At 65.5% G+C, this 18,811-nt stretch carries 18 protein-coding genes, 1 tRNA gene and 1 pseudogene; 12 read left to right on the top strand and 8 right to left on the bottom strand.

All coding sequences use genetic code 11. The features are described 5' to 3' along the window. The first annotated feature begins 67 nt into the window (after positions 1-67). From pstS to phoB, 6 genes are all read left to right on the top strand, one after another. Positions 68-1,093: a phosphate ABC transporter substrate-binding protein PstS gene (gene pstS, locus AC1REK_RS22275; RefSeq protein WP_327521593.1), complete on the top strand. Its 1,026-nt coding sequence runs from the start codon at positions 68-70 to the stop codon at positions 1,091-1,093. A gap of 77 nt (positions 1,094-1,170) precedes the next feature. After that, the gene (gene pstC / locus AC1REK_RS22270; protein ID WP_316021127.1) at positions 1,171-2,139 is read left to right on the top strand and encodes a phosphate ABC transporter permease subunit PstC; all 969 of its coding nucleotides are present in this window, start codon (positions 1,171-1,173) and stop codon (positions 2,137-2,139) included. A gap of 13 nt (positions 2,140-2,152) precedes the next feature. Continuing rightward, positions 2,153-3,058, top strand: a complete 906-nt coding sequence (gene pstA, locus AC1REK_RS22265) for a phosphate ABC transporter permease PstA (protein ID WP_316021128.1) — start codon at positions 2,153-2,155, stop codon at positions 3,056-3,058. A 24-nt stretch (positions 3,059-3,082) separates the two neighbouring features. Next, positions 3,083-3,889 carry a phosphate ABC transporter ATP-binding protein PstB gene (gene pstB, locus AC1REK_RS22260; RefSeq protein ID WP_291639442.1) on the top strand — a complete coding sequence of 269 codons (807 nt, stop codon included), beginning with the start codon at positions 3,083-3,085 and terminating at the stop codon, positions 3,887-3,889. A 41-nt stretch (positions 3,890-3,930) separates the two neighbouring features. Further along, positions 3,931-4,653: a phosphate signaling complex protein PhoU gene (phoU, locus tag AC1REK_RS22255; RefSeq protein WP_066473331.1), complete on the top strand. Its 723-nt coding sequence runs from the start codon at positions 3,931-3,933 to the stop codon at positions 4,651-4,653. A gap of 29 nt (positions 4,654-4,682) precedes the next feature. Then, positions 4,683-5,381 carry a phosphate regulon transcriptional regulator PhoB gene (gene phoB / locus AC1REK_RS22250; protein ID WP_316021129.1) on the top strand — a complete coding sequence of 233 codons (699 nt, stop codon included), beginning with the start codon at positions 4,683-4,685 and terminating at the stop codon, positions 5,379-5,381. A gap of 4 nt (positions 5,382-5,385) precedes the next feature. On the opposite strand, the gene AC1REK_RS22245 is transcribed toward phoB, so the two are convergent. From AC1REK_RS22245 to AC1REK_RS22235, 3 genes are all read right to left on the bottom strand, one after another. Next, on the bottom strand, positions 5,386-5,706 hold the full coding sequence (locus AC1REK_RS22245) for a YnfA family protein (RefSeq protein ID WP_492270155.1): 321 nt from the start codon (positions 5,704-5,706) through the stop codon (positions 5,386-5,388). Next, positions 5,703-6,134 (bottom strand): NUDIX hydrolase, encoded by a 432-nt coding sequence (locus tag AC1REK_RS22240; protein ID WP_492270156.1) that lies wholly within the window; start codon positions 6,132-6,134, stop codon positions 5,703-5,705. Before AC1REK_RS22240 ends, AC1REK_RS22245 begins: the two co-directional genes overlap by 4 nt. 71 nt (positions 6,135-6,205) lie before the next feature. Next, positions 6,206-6,754 carry a GcrA family cell cycle regulator gene (locus tag AC1REK_RS22235; RefSeq protein WP_316021132.1) on the bottom strand — a complete coding sequence of 183 codons (549 nt, stop codon included), beginning with the start codon at positions 6,752-6,754 and terminating at the stop codon, positions 6,206-6,208. 540 nt (positions 6,755-7,294) lie between these two features. Here AC1REK_RS22235 and AC1REK_RS22230 point away from each other — a divergent pair. The 3 genes from AC1REK_RS22230 to AC1REK_RS22220 are packed head-to-tail and all read left to right on the top strand — an operon-like array spanning position 7,295 to position 10,451. Next, on the top strand, positions 7,295-8,515 hold the full coding sequence (locus tag AC1REK_RS22230; protein WP_316021133.1) for an aspartate aminotransferase family protein: 1,221 nt from the start codon (positions 7,295-7,297) through the stop codon (positions 8,513-8,515). Positions 8,516-8,517: 2 nt separating this feature from the next. Beyond that, a complete protein-coding gene (argF, locus tag AC1REK_RS22225) occupies positions 8,518-9,447 on the top strand; it encodes an ornithine carbamoyltransferase (RefSeq protein WP_083533224.1) in 930 nt (309 codons plus the stop codon). After that, a complete protein-coding gene (locus AC1REK_RS22220) occupies positions 9,444-10,451 on the top strand; it encodes an Hsp33 family molecular chaperone (RefSeq protein ID WP_414644913.1) in 1,008 nt (335 codons plus the stop codon). The genes argF and AC1REK_RS22220 overlap by 4 nt, the downstream gene beginning before the upstream one ends. Before the next feature lie 181 nt (positions 10,452-10,632). On the opposite strand, the gene argE is transcribed toward AC1REK_RS22220, so the two are convergent. Both argE and apaG read right to left on the bottom strand, forming a co-directional pair. Further along, positions 10,633-11,811 carry an acetylornithine deacetylase gene (argE, locus tag AC1REK_RS22215; protein ID WP_492270157.1) on the bottom strand — a complete coding sequence of 393 codons (1,179 nt, stop codon included), beginning with the start codon at positions 11,809-11,811 and terminating at the stop codon, positions 10,633-10,635. Further along, positions 11,808-12,200 carry a Co2+/Mg2+ efflux protein ApaG gene (gene apaG, locus AC1REK_RS22210; RefSeq protein ID WP_316021136.1) on the bottom strand — a complete coding sequence of 131 codons (393 nt, stop codon included), beginning with the start codon at positions 12,198-12,200 and terminating at the stop codon, positions 11,808-11,810. Before apaG ends, argE begins: the two co-directional genes overlap by 4 nt. 215 nt (positions 12,201-12,415) lie before the next feature. Here apaG and AC1REK_RS22205 point away from each other — a divergent pair, with 215 nt between their 5' ends. From AC1REK_RS22205 to AC1REK_RS22195, 3 genes are all read left to right on the top strand, one after another. After that, positions 12,416-13,588, top strand: a complete 1,173-nt coding sequence (locus AC1REK_RS22205; RefSeq protein WP_492270158.1) for a 2'-deoxycytidine 5'-triphosphate deaminase — start codon at positions 12,416-12,418, stop codon at positions 13,586-13,588. 412 nt (positions 13,589-14,000) lie between these two features. Next, a complete protein-coding gene (locus AC1REK_RS22200) occupies positions 14,001-14,297 on the top strand; it encodes a hypothetical protein (RefSeq protein WP_327521585.1) in 297 nt (98 codons plus the stop codon). Between the two features lie 112 nt (positions 14,298-14,409). After that, a tRNA-Gly gene (locus AC1REK_RS22195) sits at positions 14,410-14,484 on the top strand. 814 nt (positions 14,485-15,298) lie between these two features. Here the strand turns inward: AC1REK_RS22195 and AC1REK_RS22190 are convergent. The 3 genes and pseudogenes from AC1REK_RS22190 to AC1REK_RS22180 all read right to left on the bottom strand — a co-directional run. Further along, positions 15,299-16,105, bottom strand: a complete 807-nt coding sequence (locus AC1REK_RS22190; RefSeq protein ID WP_492270159.1) for a hypothetical protein — start codon at positions 16,103-16,105, stop codon at positions 15,299-15,301. 213 nt (positions 16,106-16,318) lie between these two features. Next, a complete protein-coding gene (locus tag AC1REK_RS22185) occupies positions 16,319-16,906 on the bottom strand; it encodes a class I SAM-dependent methyltransferase (protein ID WP_492273824.1) in 588 nt (195 codons plus the stop codon). 207 nt (positions 16,907-17,113) lie between these two features. Then, positions 17,114-18,225 (bottom strand): annotated as a pseudogene (locus AC1REK_RS22180) (IS3 family transposase); the annotation flags it as partial. Positions 18,226-18,811 lie beyond the last annotated feature (586 nt).

Below are 18,811 nucleotides of genomic sequence, written 5' to 3'. Positions count from 1 at the left end.
CATCTGGCTGTCATATCCGGGGTGTTTTTGCGCGCCGCTAGACCTTGCGACCCAGAGAGGACATCTCATGCGCAAACTTCTCATTCTCGCGGCCGCGGCTGTCGGGATCTCCGGCGCCGCCCAGGCTGCCGACATCACCGGCGCCGGCGCGACCTTCCCCTTCCCGATCTACTCCAAATGGGCCGAGGCCTATAAGAAGGAGACCAATATCGGTCTCAACTACCAGTCGATCGGCTCGGGTGGCGGCATCCGCCAGATCAAGGCCAAGACCGTCGCCTTCGGCGCCACCGACGCCCCGCTCAAGGGCGAGGACCTGACCAAGGACGGCCTGATCCAGTTCCCGACCGTGATGGGCGGCGTCGTCCCGGCGATCAACGTCCCCGGCATCGAGGCCGGCAAGCTGAAGCTCACCGGCCCGGTCATCGCCGAGATCTATCTCGGCACGATCAAGAAGTGGAACGATCCCAAGATCGCCGCGCTGAACCCCGGCCTGACCCTGCCCGAGGCCAATATCAGCCCCGTCTACCGCTCCGACGGCTCGGGCACGACCTTCGTCTGGACCGATTATCTCTCGCGCGTCTCGCCGGAGTGGAAGTCGAAGATCGGCACCAACACCGCCGTGCAGTGGCCGGTCGGCATCGGCGGCAAGGGCAATGAGGGCGTCTCCGCCTCGGTCAAGCAGGTCGCCAACTCGATCGGCTATGTCGAATACGCCTACGCCAAGCAGAACAAGCTCGCCCATGCGCTCGTCCAGAACGCCGAAGGCAACTTCCCGGCGCCGGACGACAAGTCCTTCCAGGCTGCCGCCGCCAATGCCAACTGGAACGAGGCTCCCGGCTTCGGCATCTCGCTGAACAACCAGAAGGGCGCGCAGGCCTGGCCGATCACTTCCGCCACCTTCCTGCTGATCCATGCCAAGCCGGAGAAGCCGGAAGAGACCCAGGCGGCGCTGAAGTTCGTCGACTGGGCCTACAAGAGCGGCGACCAGCTGGCGCTCGACCTCGACTACGTGCCGCTGCCGGCGAACGTCAAGGACCAGGTCCGCAACGCCTGGAAGGGCGTCACCGATCCGGCCGGCAAGCCGATCTTCTGATCGCCCTGCGACCACGCTAAAGGAAGGGGCCGGTTCCGGCCCCTTCGACCCGCCTGAAACCGACTGGAGTTTCTTCGATGGCTGCCGTGACTGACCAGATGGCATCGGGATTGCCCGCCATCCGCAGGACCCCGAAAGGCACCTTCGACCTCGTCTTCCGCAATGCCAGCTTCCTGGCGGCGCTGTTCGTGCTGGTTCTGCTCGCCGGGATCATCGGCGCCATGGTGGCCGGCGGCTGGCCGGCCTTCCGCGAATTCGGCTTCAGCTTCCTCACCTCGAGCGTCTGGGACACCCAGAACGATCAGTACGGCGCCTTCCCGGCGATCGTCGGCACCTTGTCGACCGCGCTGATCGCCCTCGTCGTCGGCGTCCCGCTCTCGCTCGGCATCGCCGTCTTCCTGACGCAGCTCGCCCCGCCCTGGTTCAAGCGGCCGGTCTCGACCGCGATCGAGCTGCTCGCCGCCGTGCCCTCGATCATCTACGGCATGTGGGGGCTCTTCGTCTTCGTGCCGCTCTTTGCGGCCTATGTGCAGATCCCGCTCTCGAACATCGTCGAGGGCATGCCGATCGTCGGCACCATCCTGTACTCGCGCTCGCCCTCGGGCCTGGGCATCCTGACCGCCGGCATCATCCTGGCGTTCATGATCATCCCGTTCATCGCCTCGATCACCCGCGACATGCTCGAGCAGATCCCCTCGGTGCTGCGCGAGAGCGCCTACGGCATCGGCGCGACGACCTGGGAGGTCGTCCGCCACGTGCTGGTGCCGCAGGCCGGCGTCTCGATCATCGGCGCGATCATGCTCGGCCTCGGCCGCGCGCTCGGCGAGACCATGGCCGTGACCTTCGTCGTCGGCAACGCCAACCGGCTCTCGGCCTCGGTGATGGACCCCGGCTCGACCATCGCCTCGCGCATCGCCAACGAGTTCAACGAGGCGCTCGGCCTGCAGCTCCACGCGCTGATCGCGCTCGGCTGCATCCTGTTCTTCGTCACCTTCGTCGTCCTCGTCATCGCGCGCATCCTGGTCGCGCGCGTCAAGTCGTTCTGAGGAAGCGCAAGCCATGAACTCGACGCCTCCTTCCGCCTCCGCCGCGCCTGCGATGGTGATGACCCCTGAAGTCCCGTGGGGCCGCGTGCGCCCGGCGCGCCGCAATGCCGACCGGCTGATGAAGATCATCGCCACGGCGTTCACCCTCGTCGCCATCACCGTGCTGTTCTGGATCCTCGGCATGCTGGTGGTGAAGGGCATTGGCGGCCTCTCGGCCGGCACCTTCACGCAGATCACGCCCGGCCCCGGCTCCGAGGGCGGCGGCCTCGCCAACGCCATCGTGGGCTCTGCCGTGCTGACCTTCCTCGGCATCGCGCTGGCGACGCCGATCGGCGTGCTCGCCGGCACCTATCTCGCCGAATACGGCCGCGGCTCGAAGCTCGCCAACCTGATCCGCTTCATCAACGACATCCTGCTCTCGGCGCCCTCGATCCTGATCGGCCTGTTCGTCTACGTCATCCTGGTCGAGCCCTTCCGCGGCTATTCCGGCTGGGCTGGTGGCGTCGCGCTCGGCATCATCGCGATCCCGGTCATCGTGCGCACCACCGAGGATATGCTGCGCCTCGTCCCGGCGCCGCTGCGCGAGGCTGGCTCGGCCCTCGGCGCCCCGCCTTCGGTGGTGATCACCGCGATCACCTGGCGGGCGGCGAAGTCCGGCATGGTCACCGGCATCCTGCTGGCGCTGGCGCGCATTGCCGGCGAGACCGCGCCGCTGCTCTTCACCGCGCTGAACAACAATTTCTGGTTCTCGCCGACGCTGGTCGGCGGCGTCTCCAACCTGCCCGTGACGATCTATCAGTTCGCCTCGGCCCCTTACGAGAACTGGCAGCAGCTCGCCTGGGCCGGTTCGCTGATCATCACCGTCTCGATCCTTTTGCTCTCGCTTATCGCCCGGCGCATCGTGCGCGGCGGCAAGTGAGCACCACGCCCGATCGGAAGGAACATGTCGATGCTCTCGACCCTGGAACTCAGCCCGCAGGTCCTCGACGCCCAGGCGCCGATCCGGATCGCGGTGAAGAACCTCGATTTCTACTATGGCGAGCACAAGGCGCTGAAGAACGTCAATCTCAGCTTCCGTGACCGCCATGTCACCGCGCTGATCGGCCCCTCCGGCTGCGGCAAGTCGACCCTGCTGCGCATCTTCAACCGGATCTACTCGCTCTATCCGGAGCAGCGCGCCACCGGCGAGGTGCTGCTCGACGGCCGCAACGTCATCTCCAACGATGTCGACGTCAACGAGCTGCGCTCGCGCATCGGCATGGTCTTCCAGAAGCCGACGCCGTTCCCGATGTCGATCTACGACAATGTCGCCTTCGGCATCCGTCTCTACGAGAAGCCGCCGAAGTCGGAGCTCGACGACCGCGTCGAGGGTGCGCTGCGCCGCTCCGCTCTCTGGGACGAGGTCAAGGACAAGCTGAAGAGCTCCGGCATGGGCCTCTCCGGCGGCCAACAGCAGCGCCTCTGCATCGCCCGCACCATCGCCCAGAAGCCCGAGGTCATCCTGTTCGACGAACCGACCTCGGCGCTCGATCCGATCTCGACCGGCAAGATCGAGGACCTGCTGGAGCAGCTGAAGAGCGACTTCACCATCGTCATCGTCACCCACAACATGCAGCAGGCGGCGCGCGTCTCGCAGTACACCGCCTTCATGTATCTCGGCGAGGTCGTCGAGTTCGACGCGACCAACACCATCTTCATGAACCCCAACAAGAAGCAGACGCAGGACTACGTCACCGGCCGCTTCGGCTGACGCCCGCAAGTCCGCTCGCTCCCGCCACAGGATCCGCCCCGATGTCCGATCATATCGTCCGTTCCTATGATGCCGACCTCGAAGGGCTGCGCCGCAGCCTGGCCGAGATGGGCGGCATGTCCGAGCGCATGCTCGGCGATTCCACCGTGGCGCTGGTGCGCCGCGACACCGCGCTGGCGCAGAAGGTCATCACCGCCGACCAGCGGCTCGACAACCTCCAGCGCGATGTCGAGGAAAAAGCGGTGCTGACCATCGCCCGCCGCCAGCCGCTCGCCAACGATCTGCGCGAGCTGATCTCGGCGATCCGCATCGCTGCCGACATCGAGCGCGTCGGCGATCTCGCGAAGAACATCGCCAAGCGTGCGGTCGCGATCTCCGGCCAGTTCTCGCCGCCGCACCGCGCCGTGGTCGGGCTCGAGCATATGAGCCGCCTGGTGCAGGCTCAGCTCAAGGATGTGCTCGACGCCTATGCCGCCAGCAACGAGCAGAAGGCGATGGAGGTCTGGCGCCGCGACGACGAGATCGACGCGCTCTACACCTCGCTCTTCCGCGAGCTCCTGACCTATATGATGGAAGATCCGCGCAACATCACCTTCTGCACGCATCTCCTGTTCTGCGCCAAGAACGTCGAGCGCATCGGCGACCACACCACCAATATCGCCGAGACGATCCACTACCTGATCACCGGCCAGTCGGTGGAAGAGAGCCGTCCCAAGCTCGACACCACCAACATCCTGGTCGACCTGCCCGCAGCCAATGGCTGAGCGGACGGGCGCCTGAGCGGAGGCCGGACATGCCTGCACGCATCCTGATCGTCGAGGACGAGGAGCCGCTGACCCTGCTGCTCCGCTACAATCTCGAGGCCGAGGGCTTCGAGGTCGACAGCGTCGCGCGCGGCGACGATGCCGAGCTGCATCTGCGCGATCATACGCCCGATCTCGTCCTGCTCGACTGGATGCTGCCCGGCCTTTCCGGCATCGAGCTCTGCAGGCGGCTGCGCGCCCGGCGCGACACCGAGCGCGTGCCGATCATCATGCTGACGGCGCGCGGCGAGGAGACCGAGCGGGTGCGCGGCCTCGCCACCGGCGCCGACGATTATGTCGTCAAGCCGTTCTCGCTGCCGGAGCTGATCGCCCGCATCCAGGCGCTGCTGCGCCGGGTCAAGCCCGGCCATGTCGTCGGCATGCTGACGGCCGGCGATCTCGAGCTCGACCGGACGACACGGCGGGTGCGCCGCGGCGGCGCCGAGCTGCATCTCGGCCCGACCGAGTTCCGCCTGCTCGAATTCCTGATGCAGGCCCCAGGCCGGGTCTATTCGCGGGCCCAGCTGCTCGACGCCGTCTGGGGGCGCGACGTCTATATCGATGAGCGCACCGTCGACGTTCATGTCGGGCGCCTGCGCAAGGCGATCACCCCCGACGACGCCAAGGATCCGCTGCGCACCGTGCGCGGCGCCGGCTACGCCTTCGACGAGACCTTCGCCCGCGGCTGAGGCTTCAGCGCGGCGCGGCGACGATCACCGCCGCGCCCGCGAGACACAGCACCGCCCCAGCCAGATCGAAGCGATCCGGCGGGACCTTCTCGACCAGCCACATCCAGCCCAGCGACGCGACGATGTAGACCCCGCCATAGGCGGCAAAGGCGCGCCCGGCGGCGGCGCTGTCGATCAGCGTCAGGAGCCAGGCGAAGAGCGCCAGGGCGAGGAGCCCCGGCAGCAGCCACCAGGCCGATTTGCCGAGCTTGAGCCAGGCCCAGAAGGTGAAGCAGCCGGCGATTTCGGCCAGCGCGGCCCCCAGATAGATCGCGAAACCGGTCATGGCGCTTCGGCCAGCCGGGCAAAGACCGGGCGGTAGGCTTCCGAGGCCAGCGGCGACAGAGCGCTGGCATCGGCGAAGGCGAACCAGCGGATCTCGCTATGCTCGTCATTGGCGATAGTTGGATCGCCGCCATCCCAGCCTGTGACGCTGAACAGATGCCACAGGGCCGGCGAGACGCCGTCGCTCTCCGTCGTCTCGATCGTGGTGAAGTGCGCGAATGTGGTCGGCGTGATGCCGATCTCCTCCTGCAATTCGCGGATCAGGGCCTGATCGGCCGTTTCGCCGGGCTCGACATGCCCGCCGATCGTGTCCCAGCAGGATGGCCGGTTCCGGCGATGCGATGCCCTCAGCCCGAGCAGGACGCGTCCGCCCCGGATCGGCAGGGCGCAGGCATATTCGACAGGGCCCGCGGTTTCGTCGGCGCGCATCGGCGTCTCTCCCACCAATAGAAAAGCCGGCCCGAAGGCCGGCTTTGATGGCTCGATCGGCTCCTGCCGGATCAGGCGCGCACCTTGCGGTCGCGGCGCCGATCCGTTGCCGGCTGGTAGGCGATGCGGGCGTGATAGCCGCAATAGGGCATGCCGGTCAGCGAGCGGCCGCCGCAGAAGCGGAACTCAGGCGAGGTCGGGTCGCCCATCGGCCAGCGGCACATGTATTCGCGCAGGTCCATGATGGTGACGCGCTCGGAGAACGGGATCACCACCTCCTCGGCGGGAGCCGGGACGTGCTCGGCTTCCGGCTCCGCCTCGATCTCCGGGACGAATTGCGGGGCGAGCGCGGTGTTGCCGCGGGTCATGCCGCCACCGCCCGCAGCCGGGCTGGCCATCGGATGCGCCGGCGGACGGGTCGCGGGTTTGCGCGGGCGCGGCGCGGCCGAGCCGGGATTCTTGGCGCGGCCCGAAAGGCCGAGACGGTGGACCTTGCCGATGACAGCATTGCGGGTGACGTTGCCGAGTTCGCCGGCGATCTGGCTGGCGCTCAGGCCGTCATTCCAGAGCTTCTTGAGCAGTTCGACGCGTTCGTCGGTCCAGGCTCCAGCTTCGCTCATCGATTTCACCTGTCTTCGTCATGCCTTGCCGATAGCGGGCGAGGCATAGGGAAAGATCATGGCGGAATCCGATATCGGCAGCGTCCGTCGGAGAACGGAAACCGCTACGCTCGGAACTGACGATACTGGAGACGCCGCACGAGATGTCGTATCTGACAAAGGGGACCATACAAGATGGCTTGACTCGCCCACAAGAGTCGCCGAATCGGAAATCGGCTTTTCCCCAGACAAACCTTCGATCCCGCAGCCGGGTGAGTCTATTTGGCAACGCTGCGGGGCCGGGCCGGAATTGACAGTGCCGGACCGCTTTTGCATAGTCTTCTCAATGCGGCCGCCCTTGGGGCGGCGCTTATGTTTTGAGCGATCCGGACTTTCGAGCGATGCGGCTGACGGCGCGACGAGAAAACGGGAAAGGCCTGCGACGATAACGTCGCCGCGGGGTCGCATCGTGCTGGCAGATTGCCGCCGCGCCCCGAACTACCGCTTCACACCCCGGCGCCCAGCGCTTTCCGTTACGTTCCGTCGCGAGGACCTCGCTCCATGAGCTCCGCTTCCGTTTCCGCCAATTCCTCCGTTCTGCTGCCGACCTATGCGCGCGCACCCGTCGCCTTCGAGCGCGGCGAAGGCGCCTGGGCGATCACCGCCGACGGCCAGCGCTATCTCGATTTCGGCGCCGGCATCGCCGTCAATGCGCTCGGCCACGCCCATCCGCATCTGGTTAAGGCGCTGACCGAGCAGGCCCAGCGCATCTGGCACACCTCCAACCTGTACAGCATGCCGGATGGCGAGAAGCTCGCCCGCCGGCTCTGCGAGGCGACCTTCGCCGAGCGCGTCTTCTTCACCAATTCGGGCGCCGAGGCGAACGAGTGCGCGATCAAGATGGCGCGGAAATATCACGCCGCGCAGGGCCATCCCGAGCGCTACCGCATCGTCACCTTCGAAGGCGCCTTCCATGGCCGCACGCTGGCGACCATCGCCGCCGGCGGCCAGCAGAAGTACATTGACGGCTTCGGCCCCAAGGTCGACGGCTTCGACCAGGTGCCCTTCGATGACGAGAAGGCGCTGCGGGCTGCGATCACGCCCGAGACGGCGGCGCTGATGATCGAGCCGATCCAGGGCGAGGGCGGCCTGCGCTCGGTGCCGATGCGCTTCCTCAAGCTGCTGCGCGAGCTCTGCGACGAGCACGGCCTGCTCCTGATCTTCGACGAGATCCAGACCGGCGTCGGCCGCACCGGAAAATTCTTCGCCTATGAGCATAACGGCGTCGCGCCCGACATCATGGCGATCGCCAAGGGCATTGGCGGGGGCTTCCCGATGGGCGCCTGCCTCGCCACCGAGGCGGCCGCGGCCGGCATGGTTCTCGGCACGCATGGCACGACCTTCGGCGGCAATCCGCTGGCCATGGCGGTCGGCAATGCCGTGCTCGACGTCATCCTCGAGCCCGGCTTCATCGAGCGTGTCGCCCAGGTCAGCCTGCGGCTGAAGCAGTCGCTGGCCGAGCTCAAGGACAAGCATCCCGACGTGATCGAGGAGATTCGCGGCCAGGGCCTGATGCTCGGCCTGAAGCTGCGCACCCCGAACACTGATTTCGTCGCCGAGGCGCGCGCCGCCGGTCTGCTCGTCGTCGCCGCCGGCGACAATGTCGTGCGCCTGCTGCCGCCGCTGATTATCGGCGACGCGGAGGTCTCCGAGGCGCTCGCCCGGCTCGACAAGGCGGCCAGCGCCGTCGAGGCGACGCTGGCCCGGCCGGCGGCGGAATGAGCATGGGGACTCCAGTGCGTCACTTTCTCGATCTCTCGGATTTTTCCGCCGGGGAACTCCGGGCCATTCTCAAGGCGGGCGAGGAGATCAAGACCCGCCGGCGTACCCCCGCCGCTGCCGGCGACCGCCTGCTCGAGGGCAAGGTCATCGCGATGATCTTCGAGCAGCCCTCGCTGCGCACCCGCGTCTCCTTCGATGTCGGCATCCGTGAGCTCGGCGGTTCTCCGATGATGGTGACCGGTCAGGAGATCGAGCTCGGCGAACGCGAGACCATTGCCGACACCGCCCGCGTGCTGTCGCGCTATGTCGACGCCATCATGATCCGCATGCTCGACCATGATTCCGTGGTCGAGATGGCGAAATACGCCACCGTTCCGGTGATCAACGGCCTGACCAAGCGCCAGCATCCCTGCCAGGTCATGGCCGACGTCATGACCTTCGAGGAGCGCAAGGGGCCGATCAAGGGCAAGCGCATCGCCTGGACCGGCGACACCAACAACGTCCTGACCTCCTGGGTGCATGCCGCCGGCCGGCTCGATTTCGAGCTCGCCATCGCGACGCCGGAAGAGCTGGCGCCGCCGCCGGCGCTGATAGACTGGGCCCGCAAGCAGGGCGCCAAGCTCTCCCTGACGACGCGGCCGGAGGCCGCCGTCGAGGGCGCCGACTGCGTCATCACCGATTGCTGGGTCTCGATGGGCGACGAGGAAGGCACGCGCCACAACCTGCTGCGTCCCTTCCAGGTCGACGAGCGCCTGCTCGGCCGCGCCGAGAAGGACGCGATCTTCATGCACTGCCTGCCGGCATCGCGCGGCGAGGAAGTCACCGACGCGGTGATGGACGGGCCGCAATCGGCTGTCTTCGACGAGGCCGAGAACCGGCTGCATGCCCAGAAGGGCATTCTGGCCTGGTGCTTCGGCGCGGTGGCGGCCTGATGGCGGAGAACGATCCGATCGGCGCCCCGGCGCCCGACGACAGGGTCCTGCCCTTCGCGGTGCCGGCGCTCGACATTCGCGGCCGCGTCGTCAGGCTCGGCGCCTCGCTCGACCAGATCCTCGAGCGCCATCGCTATCCGGAGCCCGTCGCGCGCGTGCTCGGCGAGGCGGCGGCGCTCACCGTGATGCTCGGCACCACGCTGAAGTCCGAAGGCCGTTTCCAGCTCCAGACCAAGAGCGACGGGCCGATCTCGATGCTGGTCGTCGACTTCAACGCACCCGACAGCTACCGCGCCATGGCGCATTACGATGCCGACCGCCTGGCGCAGGCGATCGACGCCGATGCGCTCTCGACCGGCGAACTGCTCGGCCGCGGCCATCTCGCCATGACCGTTGACCAGGGCTCGGAGGCGACGCGCTATCAGGGCGTCGTCGCGCTCGACGGCCAGAGCCTTGAAGAGGCCGGCCACCAGTATTTCCGCCAGTCCGAGCAGATCCCGAGCCGCATCCGCCTCGGCGTCGGCACGGTGCTGACCGGCGGCGGCCTCGCCTGGCGCGCCGGCGGGCTGATCGTGCAGTTCATGCCGAACTCGCCGGACCGGATGCGTGCCGCCGACCTGCACCCCGGCGATGCGCCGGAAGGGCATGAGATCCTGGCGAGCGAGGACAATGACGGCATTGCCGACGATGCCTGGGCCGAGACCCGCTCGCTGGTCGGCACCATCGAGGACCATGAACTGCTCGACCCGACGCTGGAGAGCGAGCGTCTGCTCTACCGGCTGTTCCACGAGCGCGGCGCCCATGTCTTCGAGCCGGTTCTCGTGCATGACGCCTGCCGCTGCTCGCGCGAGCGCGTGCTCGGCATGCTCAGAGGCTTCCCGCCCGAGGATCGCAAGGCGATGATCGCCGATGACGGCTCGCTCGCCGTTACCTGCGAGTTCTGCTCGCGGCGCTACGGTTTCGACCCGGCCGAGGTCGAGGCGGAGATTTCGGCGGGAGAGTGAATCTGCGGAGAACCCCTCTCCTGGAAGGAGAGGGGCAGGGGTGAGGTGTTCGGACTGGAAACGTTCGCCTGAATCCAGCCGCGCGGTCAGGCCTCGCGGAACTGGTCATAGGGCCTACACCTCACCCTGCCCTCTCCTTACAGGAGAGGGTTCCCCGCGCTCTTTTCGTTGAAGGCCAGACCTACGCCCGGCACTGCTCCATCAGCCGCCGCATGAAGGCCTCGCCGGCGGAAAACTGCTCCAGCGTGATGTACTCGTCCGGCTGATGCGCCTGGTCGATCGAGCCCGGCCCGCAGACCACGGTCGGCAGGCCGGCGCGCTGGAAATGGCCGGCTTCGGTGGCATAGGCCACGGCGATGGTGCTGTTGCGGCCGGCGAGCCGCATCGCCAGCGTCTCGGCCTCCGAGCCGGGATCGGGGGCGAGGCCGGGAACGTCCGAGCTCATCACCGTCTCGATCGCGGCGCTCGGAGCGGTCTTCCGCATCCGGGCGAGTACCTCCTGCGACAGAGCGGCGAAGCGCGCGGGCACCGCCTCCGGATCGGAGCCCGGCAGGGTGCGGACCTCCCAGGACAGATCGCAGCGATCGGCCAGGATGTTGCGGGCGATGCCGCCCTGGAACTTGCCGACATGGATGGTGTCATAGGGCGGGTCGAACCGGCCGCTCTCGTCGATCTGCGTCTCGCGCTCATCGGCGAGGCGGACCAGATCGGCCGCCAGCCTTGTGCCGGCATGCACGGCGCTGGCGCCGAGATGCGGCTTCGAGGAATGCGCGGCGAAGCCGGTGACCTTGGTGAAGAAGGTGCGGATGCCCTTATGCGCATCGGCGATGTCGAGCGAGGTCGGCTCGCCGACGAGGACGGCGCGCGGCCGCGGCAGGCTCTTGCCCATCTCGGCGATGCCGTCGACGACGCCGAGGCAGGTGACCTCCTCGTCATAGGAGAAGAACAGGTGGATCGGCGTCTTCAGCCCGGCCGCCAGGAAGTCCGGCACGAGCGCAAGCGCCAGCGCGACGAACCCCTTCATGTCGACGGCGCCGCGGCCATAGGCCCGGCCGTCCTCGACATACAGCGTGAACGGATCGCGCGACCAGGCCTGCCCCTCGACCGGCACGACGTCGGTATGGCCGGAGAGCAGCACGCCGCCGCGATCCTGCGGGCCGATCGTCGCGAACAGCGCCGCCTTGTCGCCGGTGGCATTGGGGAAACGGGTCGAGGCAACGCCCCAGCCGGCAAGGTAATCGTCGACGAAGTCGATCAGCGGCAGGTTGGATTTGTGGCTGACCGTGTCGAAGGCGACGAGCCGGGCGAGCATGTCGAGCGGCTGGTAGCGCTGCCCGGTCGGACGTGCGGAGGCGTTCAATGCAGGACCTTCTTCACATAAGGTGAATCGAGTGGAAACAGCGGCACTTCGACCTCGAAGGCCGCGCCGTCTTCGCCGAGCATGGCGTAGGAGCCGCTCATGCTGCCATCGGGCGTCATCAACGGGCAGCCGGAGGTATAGCTGAAGCTCTCGCCGGGCTGCAGCACCGGCTGCTTGCCGACGACGCCTTCGCCGCGGACTTCGTGGACCTCGCCGCGGCCATCGGTGATCACCCAGTGCCGCGTCATCAGCTGCATGGTGCGATCGGAGAGGTTCACGATCTCGATCGTATAGGCCCAGAAGTACCGGCCCTGCTCCGGCGTCGACTCGGCCTCCATGAATTTCGGCGAGACGGTGACCCGCACGCCATGCGTTTCGGCCTGGTACATGATCTGAGGCTCCGTGCCCGCAGGCGCGGTCTTCTCCCGGCGGATGTCGTTCAGCCGTTATGCCCCGGAGCCGGCTTCGGGCTCAAGCGCGAAGCTTGGGTACGGGCGTGCGCCGGCGCGTTTCCGGCGTGGACAACTGGCGCGAAAACGGTCGCGCAGGCGCGAAGGTGGCGGGCTTGCTGTATGATCGCCGCCTGTTTAGAGGTTCTGACCCAATGGTGACATCCTCCGACCTGCCGACCGAGCTCGCGGAGCCGGCCTCCGCCTCGCTCAGCGGCAAGTCCGGCGTGCTGCCGCGCCAGGATATCCGCACCCTCGTCAGCCGCGGCATGGTGCGCTCGAGCTCGGGCGCGATCGACGAGAGCCAGTACCAGCCGGCGAGCCTCGATCTGCGCCTCGGCGACAAGGCCTACCGCGTTCGCGCCAGTTTCCTGCCCGGGCTGAACAAGAGCGTCGAGCAGGTGCTCGAGGATCTCGCCCAGGATGAGGTCTCGCTCGCGCACGGCGCCATTCTCGAGAAGAACTGCGTCTATGTCGTCGAGCTGATGGAGTCGCTGGCCGACCTGCCGGCGACGATCTCGGCCTTCGCCAATCCGAAGAGCTCGACCGGCCGACTAGACGTCTTCACGCGCCTGATCGCCGATCGCAGCGAGGTCTTCGACAGCGTCGCCGGCGGCTATTCCGGCAAGCTCTACGCCGAGATCTCGCCATCGAGCTTCTCGATCAAGGTGCGCAAGGGCAGCCGTCTCAACCAGCTCCGCTTCCGCCGCCGCGGCGGGAGCCAGGAGGAGGCTTCGGGCTTCCGGGTCTCGGACCGGGATCTGCGCCTCGTCCATGAGCGCACGCCGCTGGTCGACGGGCCGGCGACGATCCGCAACGGCCTCGTCTTCCGCATCCATCTCGCCGGCGCCAGCGACGACGAAATCATCGGCTATCAGGCGCAGCGCTTCACCGATGTCATCGATGTCGACCGCGTCGGCCAGTATGCCGTCGAGGATTTCTGGACGCCGCTCTACACTAGGGGCCGCAAGCGCCTGATCCTCGACCCCCACCAGTTCTACATCCTCGCCTCGAAGGAGCGCCTGCACATTCCGGCGGGCTTCGCTGCCGAGATGGCGCCGATCGATCCGAGCATGGGCGAGTTCCGGGTGCATTATGCCGGCTTCTTCGATCCCGGCTTCGGCGTCGGTGCCGATGGTGCGCCCGGCAGCCGCGGCGTGCTCGAGGTGCGCAGCCATGAGGTGCCCTTCGTCCTGGAGGACGGGCAAGTCGTTGGCCGCCTCGCCTTCGAGAAGATGGCGGCCGAGCCGGACGCGCTCTACGGCGAGATCGGCACCTCGAACTATCAGGGCCAGGCCCTGAAGCTCTCCAAGCACTTCCGCAGCTAGAGCATTTTCGAGCGAAGTGGGTACCGGTTCGCGTGAAGAAAATGCGATAAGGCAATAGCCCAGAGCCTCGGACCGAAAAGTGGAAACCACTTTTCGGAGGAATTCGATGCTTCGACAAAGAGATGGATCGCCAGTTTGTGTCCGGCGGGACGCGGCGATCTGGGCCGAAATCGGCTGCTTCGCTGCGTGACCCGCCAATCGTTTGTTAGCTGCGAATCCCGATCGCTTGCCTGATCGGCAAGCATCCTTGCGACAAAATGGCGATTTCGTGTCAAATGGCGCCAAGTACCGCCTGCGACGTCGGTCAGCGATCGGCGGCGCGTTCATGTTCGTGTCACCGGCGGGGGGCGTACTCGACGCCTGTCCGCTCCATGGCTTTCGTGGCCATCTATTTGCAGAGGAAGGATTTTTCATGCGCGCGCTCATCATCGCCGGCGTCCTCGCGGCCGGACTCGCCGGCTGCCAGACCGTCGAGCAATCGGCGGCGGAAGCCGACACCGTCTGCCTCGATGCCGGCCATCGTCCCGGCACGCGCGCCTTCGAGCGCTGCCGCAGCGACGTCTTCCAGAGCTTCCGCCGCTCCAACGCCCAGGCCAGCAACGCGGTCGCGGCCGGCGTCGTCGCAGGCGCGGTCGGCGGCGCGGTCATCGCCGCCTCGTCGCGCTCGCGTTACGGCTATTATGGCTGCGGCTATTACGGCTGCTGGTAAGCCCTCTACGGCGCCGCGCGGGGCAACCGCCGCGGCGCCGTTCGATTTCCTCGACAATCTTTCGCAGGCCGGCTTGCAGGGCCGGCCACCACCCGGCTATATCGACGGGCGCGCGGGCGTAGTTCAGTGGTAGAACGTCAGCTTCCCAAGCTGAATGTCGTCGGTTCGATCCCGATCGCCCGCTCCAAATTCCCTGTGAAGCTCAGTTTGTTATGGCGGTCTGCCGCTAAATTCGTGTTTCCCATCGCGTTCCCCAAGCGTGTTCAGGGCTATTGTCGCGGCCGCAGCGGGCGATGCGCGCTTTTTTGGCCACCGCCCGAATCTTTCCGATGGGCCCGCGCGAGTATCGGACGTCGCCGAAATCTGTGTATGCCCGACGGCGCCGCGGATCGTGTGGGGCTCGCCCTCGGCGTCTTTGGCCTCAGTGATAGCACCGGTCCGGGCATCGCTGTTCCAGACGTCGTCGGGAATGTCCGCCTGGCGATCTCGCGCCAATCTCGGGCATAGGCAAACTCGGCATAGGGCCGACCGGCCGTCTCGTCGGTGATCAACGCGCCGAGGCGCTGCTCTGCCGGGATTTGCATGGTGAGGGGAAAAGCTAGAGGTCGTGCGAGGTACCTCTGATGGCTAAAGCCGTTGCCAACGGCGTGCTCGCGGAACTCAGCGCGGCTGATAGTGACGCCTTGCGCGCTTCGGTCCCGCCTCCGCGGCCTCCGACGATCGGCGACTACAGTCGCGCCATTCAGGAGCATCTCGACCAGACAGCGAAGCTGCGCAGCTACGACAGCATCCATACGGCAGTCGGCTACCGTGACGACCCCAACCCGGTTTTCGTAGCCGAGGGGCAGGCTCTGTTCGTCTGGCGCTCCGCAGTCTGGACCTTGTCTATGTCAAGATGGGGAAGGTCGAGGTCGGCACGCGCCCGTAGCCGACCGTGGACGAGCTTATCGCAGAACTGCGACCGATAGTCTGGGCACCGAGTCGTGAGTGGCCGTTCCGGCTCAGCCGCGGCCGCCTCGTACCGTGACAACTTCCTTCAGATAGGGGTTCGGCCAGACGACGGTTGCTTCGCTGACACCGTCGTATCGGAAATCATGCTCGGCCACTTCGGGATGGAGCGGTCTGTTCCAGATGAGTTCAGGGCGCCCTGCGAGCGAAGGGTTTAAATTGAACGCCACGATCCCGCTGTAAAACTGGATCGAATAAACCTGAGAGAACTCGTCGACCACTTCTTGGTTATCGATGGGCGGGAACTCGCCTTCGAAGAAATGGTTCGCGTTGGAAACGAGCACGTCGGTCGCATCTTTCGCATATTCGAGGAACGACCTATCCCGGTGCCGTGAGAACTCCTTCATGAAGCTCGTGCAGGTATCCTCAATCGCTATCACGCAAGGCTTTTGCGCCACTGCCAGAGCGGATTTCAGCGTTACGATCTGTTGGAAAGACTGATGTCCGCCGTCGTCTAGCAACGCGTCGAAGCTGCCGATTTGCCGGAAGGCTTGCGCCCAGAATGCGGGGTCGCCTTGATCCCCATTGTAGATTTCAAAGCCGTGCTCGCGCCACTTCTGGGCGCCAGGGTTCAAATCTACGCCGATGATGCGAGCGTGAGGGCCTAGCCAGTCGCGCCACATGAACAGCGACCCACCGTTGAGAATTCCGGTCTCGACGAAGGTGCAATCCTTGCCTCGCAGGTGCGCGAACATTTCTACGTAGGCTGTGAAGTAGTTCGAGACCTTATAGGACGGCTCTGGCGAGCGCTCATAGCTGCTCTTCAGGTCGGCAAGGTCTTGAGAAAAGTTGGCGTTCATTTGCAGCTCGTGCTCCTTTCAGGACGACATAGACCAACCTCCTTCCTATCAGAGCGCACCCACCTACCTATAGCCCGCCAATCGCCTCGCACGGGTCTTTTAAATGTCCGAAGCCGTTCACATTGTTCGAATTGAAGTTCAGCCGTCGGGTGCGCGACCTTTGCCGCTCGATAGCCCGCAAGCCATTGCGGAACTGCTAGGCGTCGGCCGCGACTATTTCTGCGCGCCTTTCATAGCCCTCACGATTTCGCGGATCGGGGCAGTGATCTTCCAGGAAGTTGAGTTGAGAAGCGCCCGATTATGCTCCTCAAGTTCCGTCACTCGCTGGCGCAGATGCGCGTGGATATCCATCGGGCGCCAGTTATCCGGCTTCCTGAACGCCCCGACCGTATCACCCCAATCTGAGGCTGGGTCAGCGAGGTCCGACTTCGCTTCCAGAGTTTCCAGGCCGGCCCATCTCCCGATCGCGGCGTAGCCGTCGGGATAGTAGCGCCAACAATCCATCGGATAGCGATGTTCGTGACCTTTGGAAGGGGCGATCAGAAAGAACAGGCCGCCAGGCTTCATCACACGTGCAACCTCGGTCGCGACGAGCCAGAAGAATTCCATGTGCTCGAAGGCTTGGCCCGAGATAATTACGTCATAGGAGGAGCTTGAAAACGGGAGCGTATGGGGGTCGCTCAGGACGAAATCGACGTTTGGCCCCGCGGCTTGGTCGACTCCGTGATAGGTCCAGTTGAGATTGCCAAACAGGGGCTTGTAGCTGCCGTTGACATCGTAGCTGCCAATATCGGCAATCATCAGGTTCTGATCGGGCCGCAGGTATTTTTCAGTCAACGCACGCATATGCTCGTATGATGATGGGTGCATGTTCGCCTCGGCTGTCGTAAACTCGCTTTCCCTTAGCAGACAGCGCAAGCGCCCTCTAGGCCGTCGCTGTTCTACGCGCCCGCAGCCGAGCGTTGCCGAGATTGGTGGCCTGCTGCCGGTTCTGTGGACAGTCGGTTGGGCTAATCCCACCTTCTTTTCGAACTCGACCGGGCTGATGTAGCCGATGGTCGAGTGCCTGCGAACGGCGTTGTAGAACCGCTCGATGTAATCGAACACGTCGGCACGAGCATCGTCGCGTGTCCGGTAAACCCTGCCTCTGATCCGCTCGGTCTTCAGCGATGAGAAGAAGCTCTCCATCGCGGCATTGTCCCAGACATTGCCCGAGCGGCTCATCGAGCAGGTAACGCCGTTGTCGGCCATGAGCTTCTGGAACTGCTCGCTGGCGTACTGGCTGCCCTGATCCGAATGGTGCAGCAGGGCATCCGGCCTTCCCCGACGCCAGATCGCCATCATCAGTGCATCGGTCACGAGCCCGGCGGTCATGTCGGCCTTCATCGACCAGCCCACCACCCGGCGGGAGAAGAGATCGATGACGGCTGCAACGTAAAGCCAACCCTCTGCGATCCAGATATAAGTGAAATCGGCGATCCAGCGCTAGTTCGGACGCTCGGCATGAAACTTCCGGCCGAGCGTATTCGGCGCGATGGCCGATCGCTGGCCCTCATCCCTGGGCAGGCTGCGCCGACCCGGCCTGGCACGCAAAGCCTGGGCACGCATCAGCCGCTCGATGCGATGCAGGCCGCAATCGATGCCTTCCGCCAGCACGTCCCGCCAGACACGCCTGGCACCATAGATCCGATCCGAACCAAGGAAGCTTGCCCGGACCCTGTTGCCGATCTCCTCGTCGTCGCGTGCACGCCTGCTCGGCGATCGGTTGAGCCAGGCATGGAAGCCCGAGCGCGACACATCCAGCGCTTCGCAAAGCCATGCCACCGGCCAGATCCCCCGGTGCTTCGCAATGGACGTGAACCTCATGTCACGTCCTTCGCGAAGTAGGCCGCGGCCTTTTTTAGGATGTCGCGCTCCGCCTTGAGCTTGGCCACCTCTCGCCGCAGCTTCTCGATTTCAAGCTGCTCCGGCTTCATCTGACCGTGGCCGGGAAAAGCCTGAGCAGGATCGGCCGAGAGGAGCTTCACCCATTTGCGCAACTGGTTCTCATGGACATCCAAATCCCGAGACGCCTGCGCCACACTCACTCCGCGATCCTTGATCAGGCGGACCGCCTCGATCTTGAACTCACGCCCAAACTGTCTTCGCCGCGTACGCTACCTCCGGTTTCATGAAACACCCAATCTCGGTGTCCACGAAACCGGCAGCAGGCCAGCGAGCGAGGTTGCCGGCGATGGTCGACCGGCGTCCTAGAGTAAGAGCAGCGAAAGTGCGATCGCGCCGATCAGATTGATCGAGGTCGCAATCCAGATCAGCGTCGCTTCTGCGATGATACGGCTACCTGCTCGCTATGATCTACCATTGACGCACAAAACGCGGACCCCTGCCGCAGCGTCATGCAACAACGACTAGTTCATAACTCGCATCGCCTGGGGCATGACCCGCCGCGCGCGGGCTTCTCTATTGGGCTATGGGTGTCAAGCCGCCCGAAGCGTTGAATGTCGCAGCTGGGTCGGAAGCGGAGCTATCGTAAAGGCTCCGGCTAGAGGCCGGAGACCAGCATTTGAAGGAACTTAGACCTCGCAGCGATTGCGCCCCCGACGATCGCTGCAATGACCGCAAATAACAAGGCCCTGAGCAAAGACCGGCGTGCCCTAAATAAGCCCGATTGCTGCGGGGTTGCGCCTTCCATTAGTCGGCCGATTA

Source organism: Allobosea sp. GW823-FHT02B03 (assembly GCF_058797755.1).
Note: the sequence above shows the minus strand (reverse complement) of the source record. Positions and strands in the feature narration are given on the sequence as shown.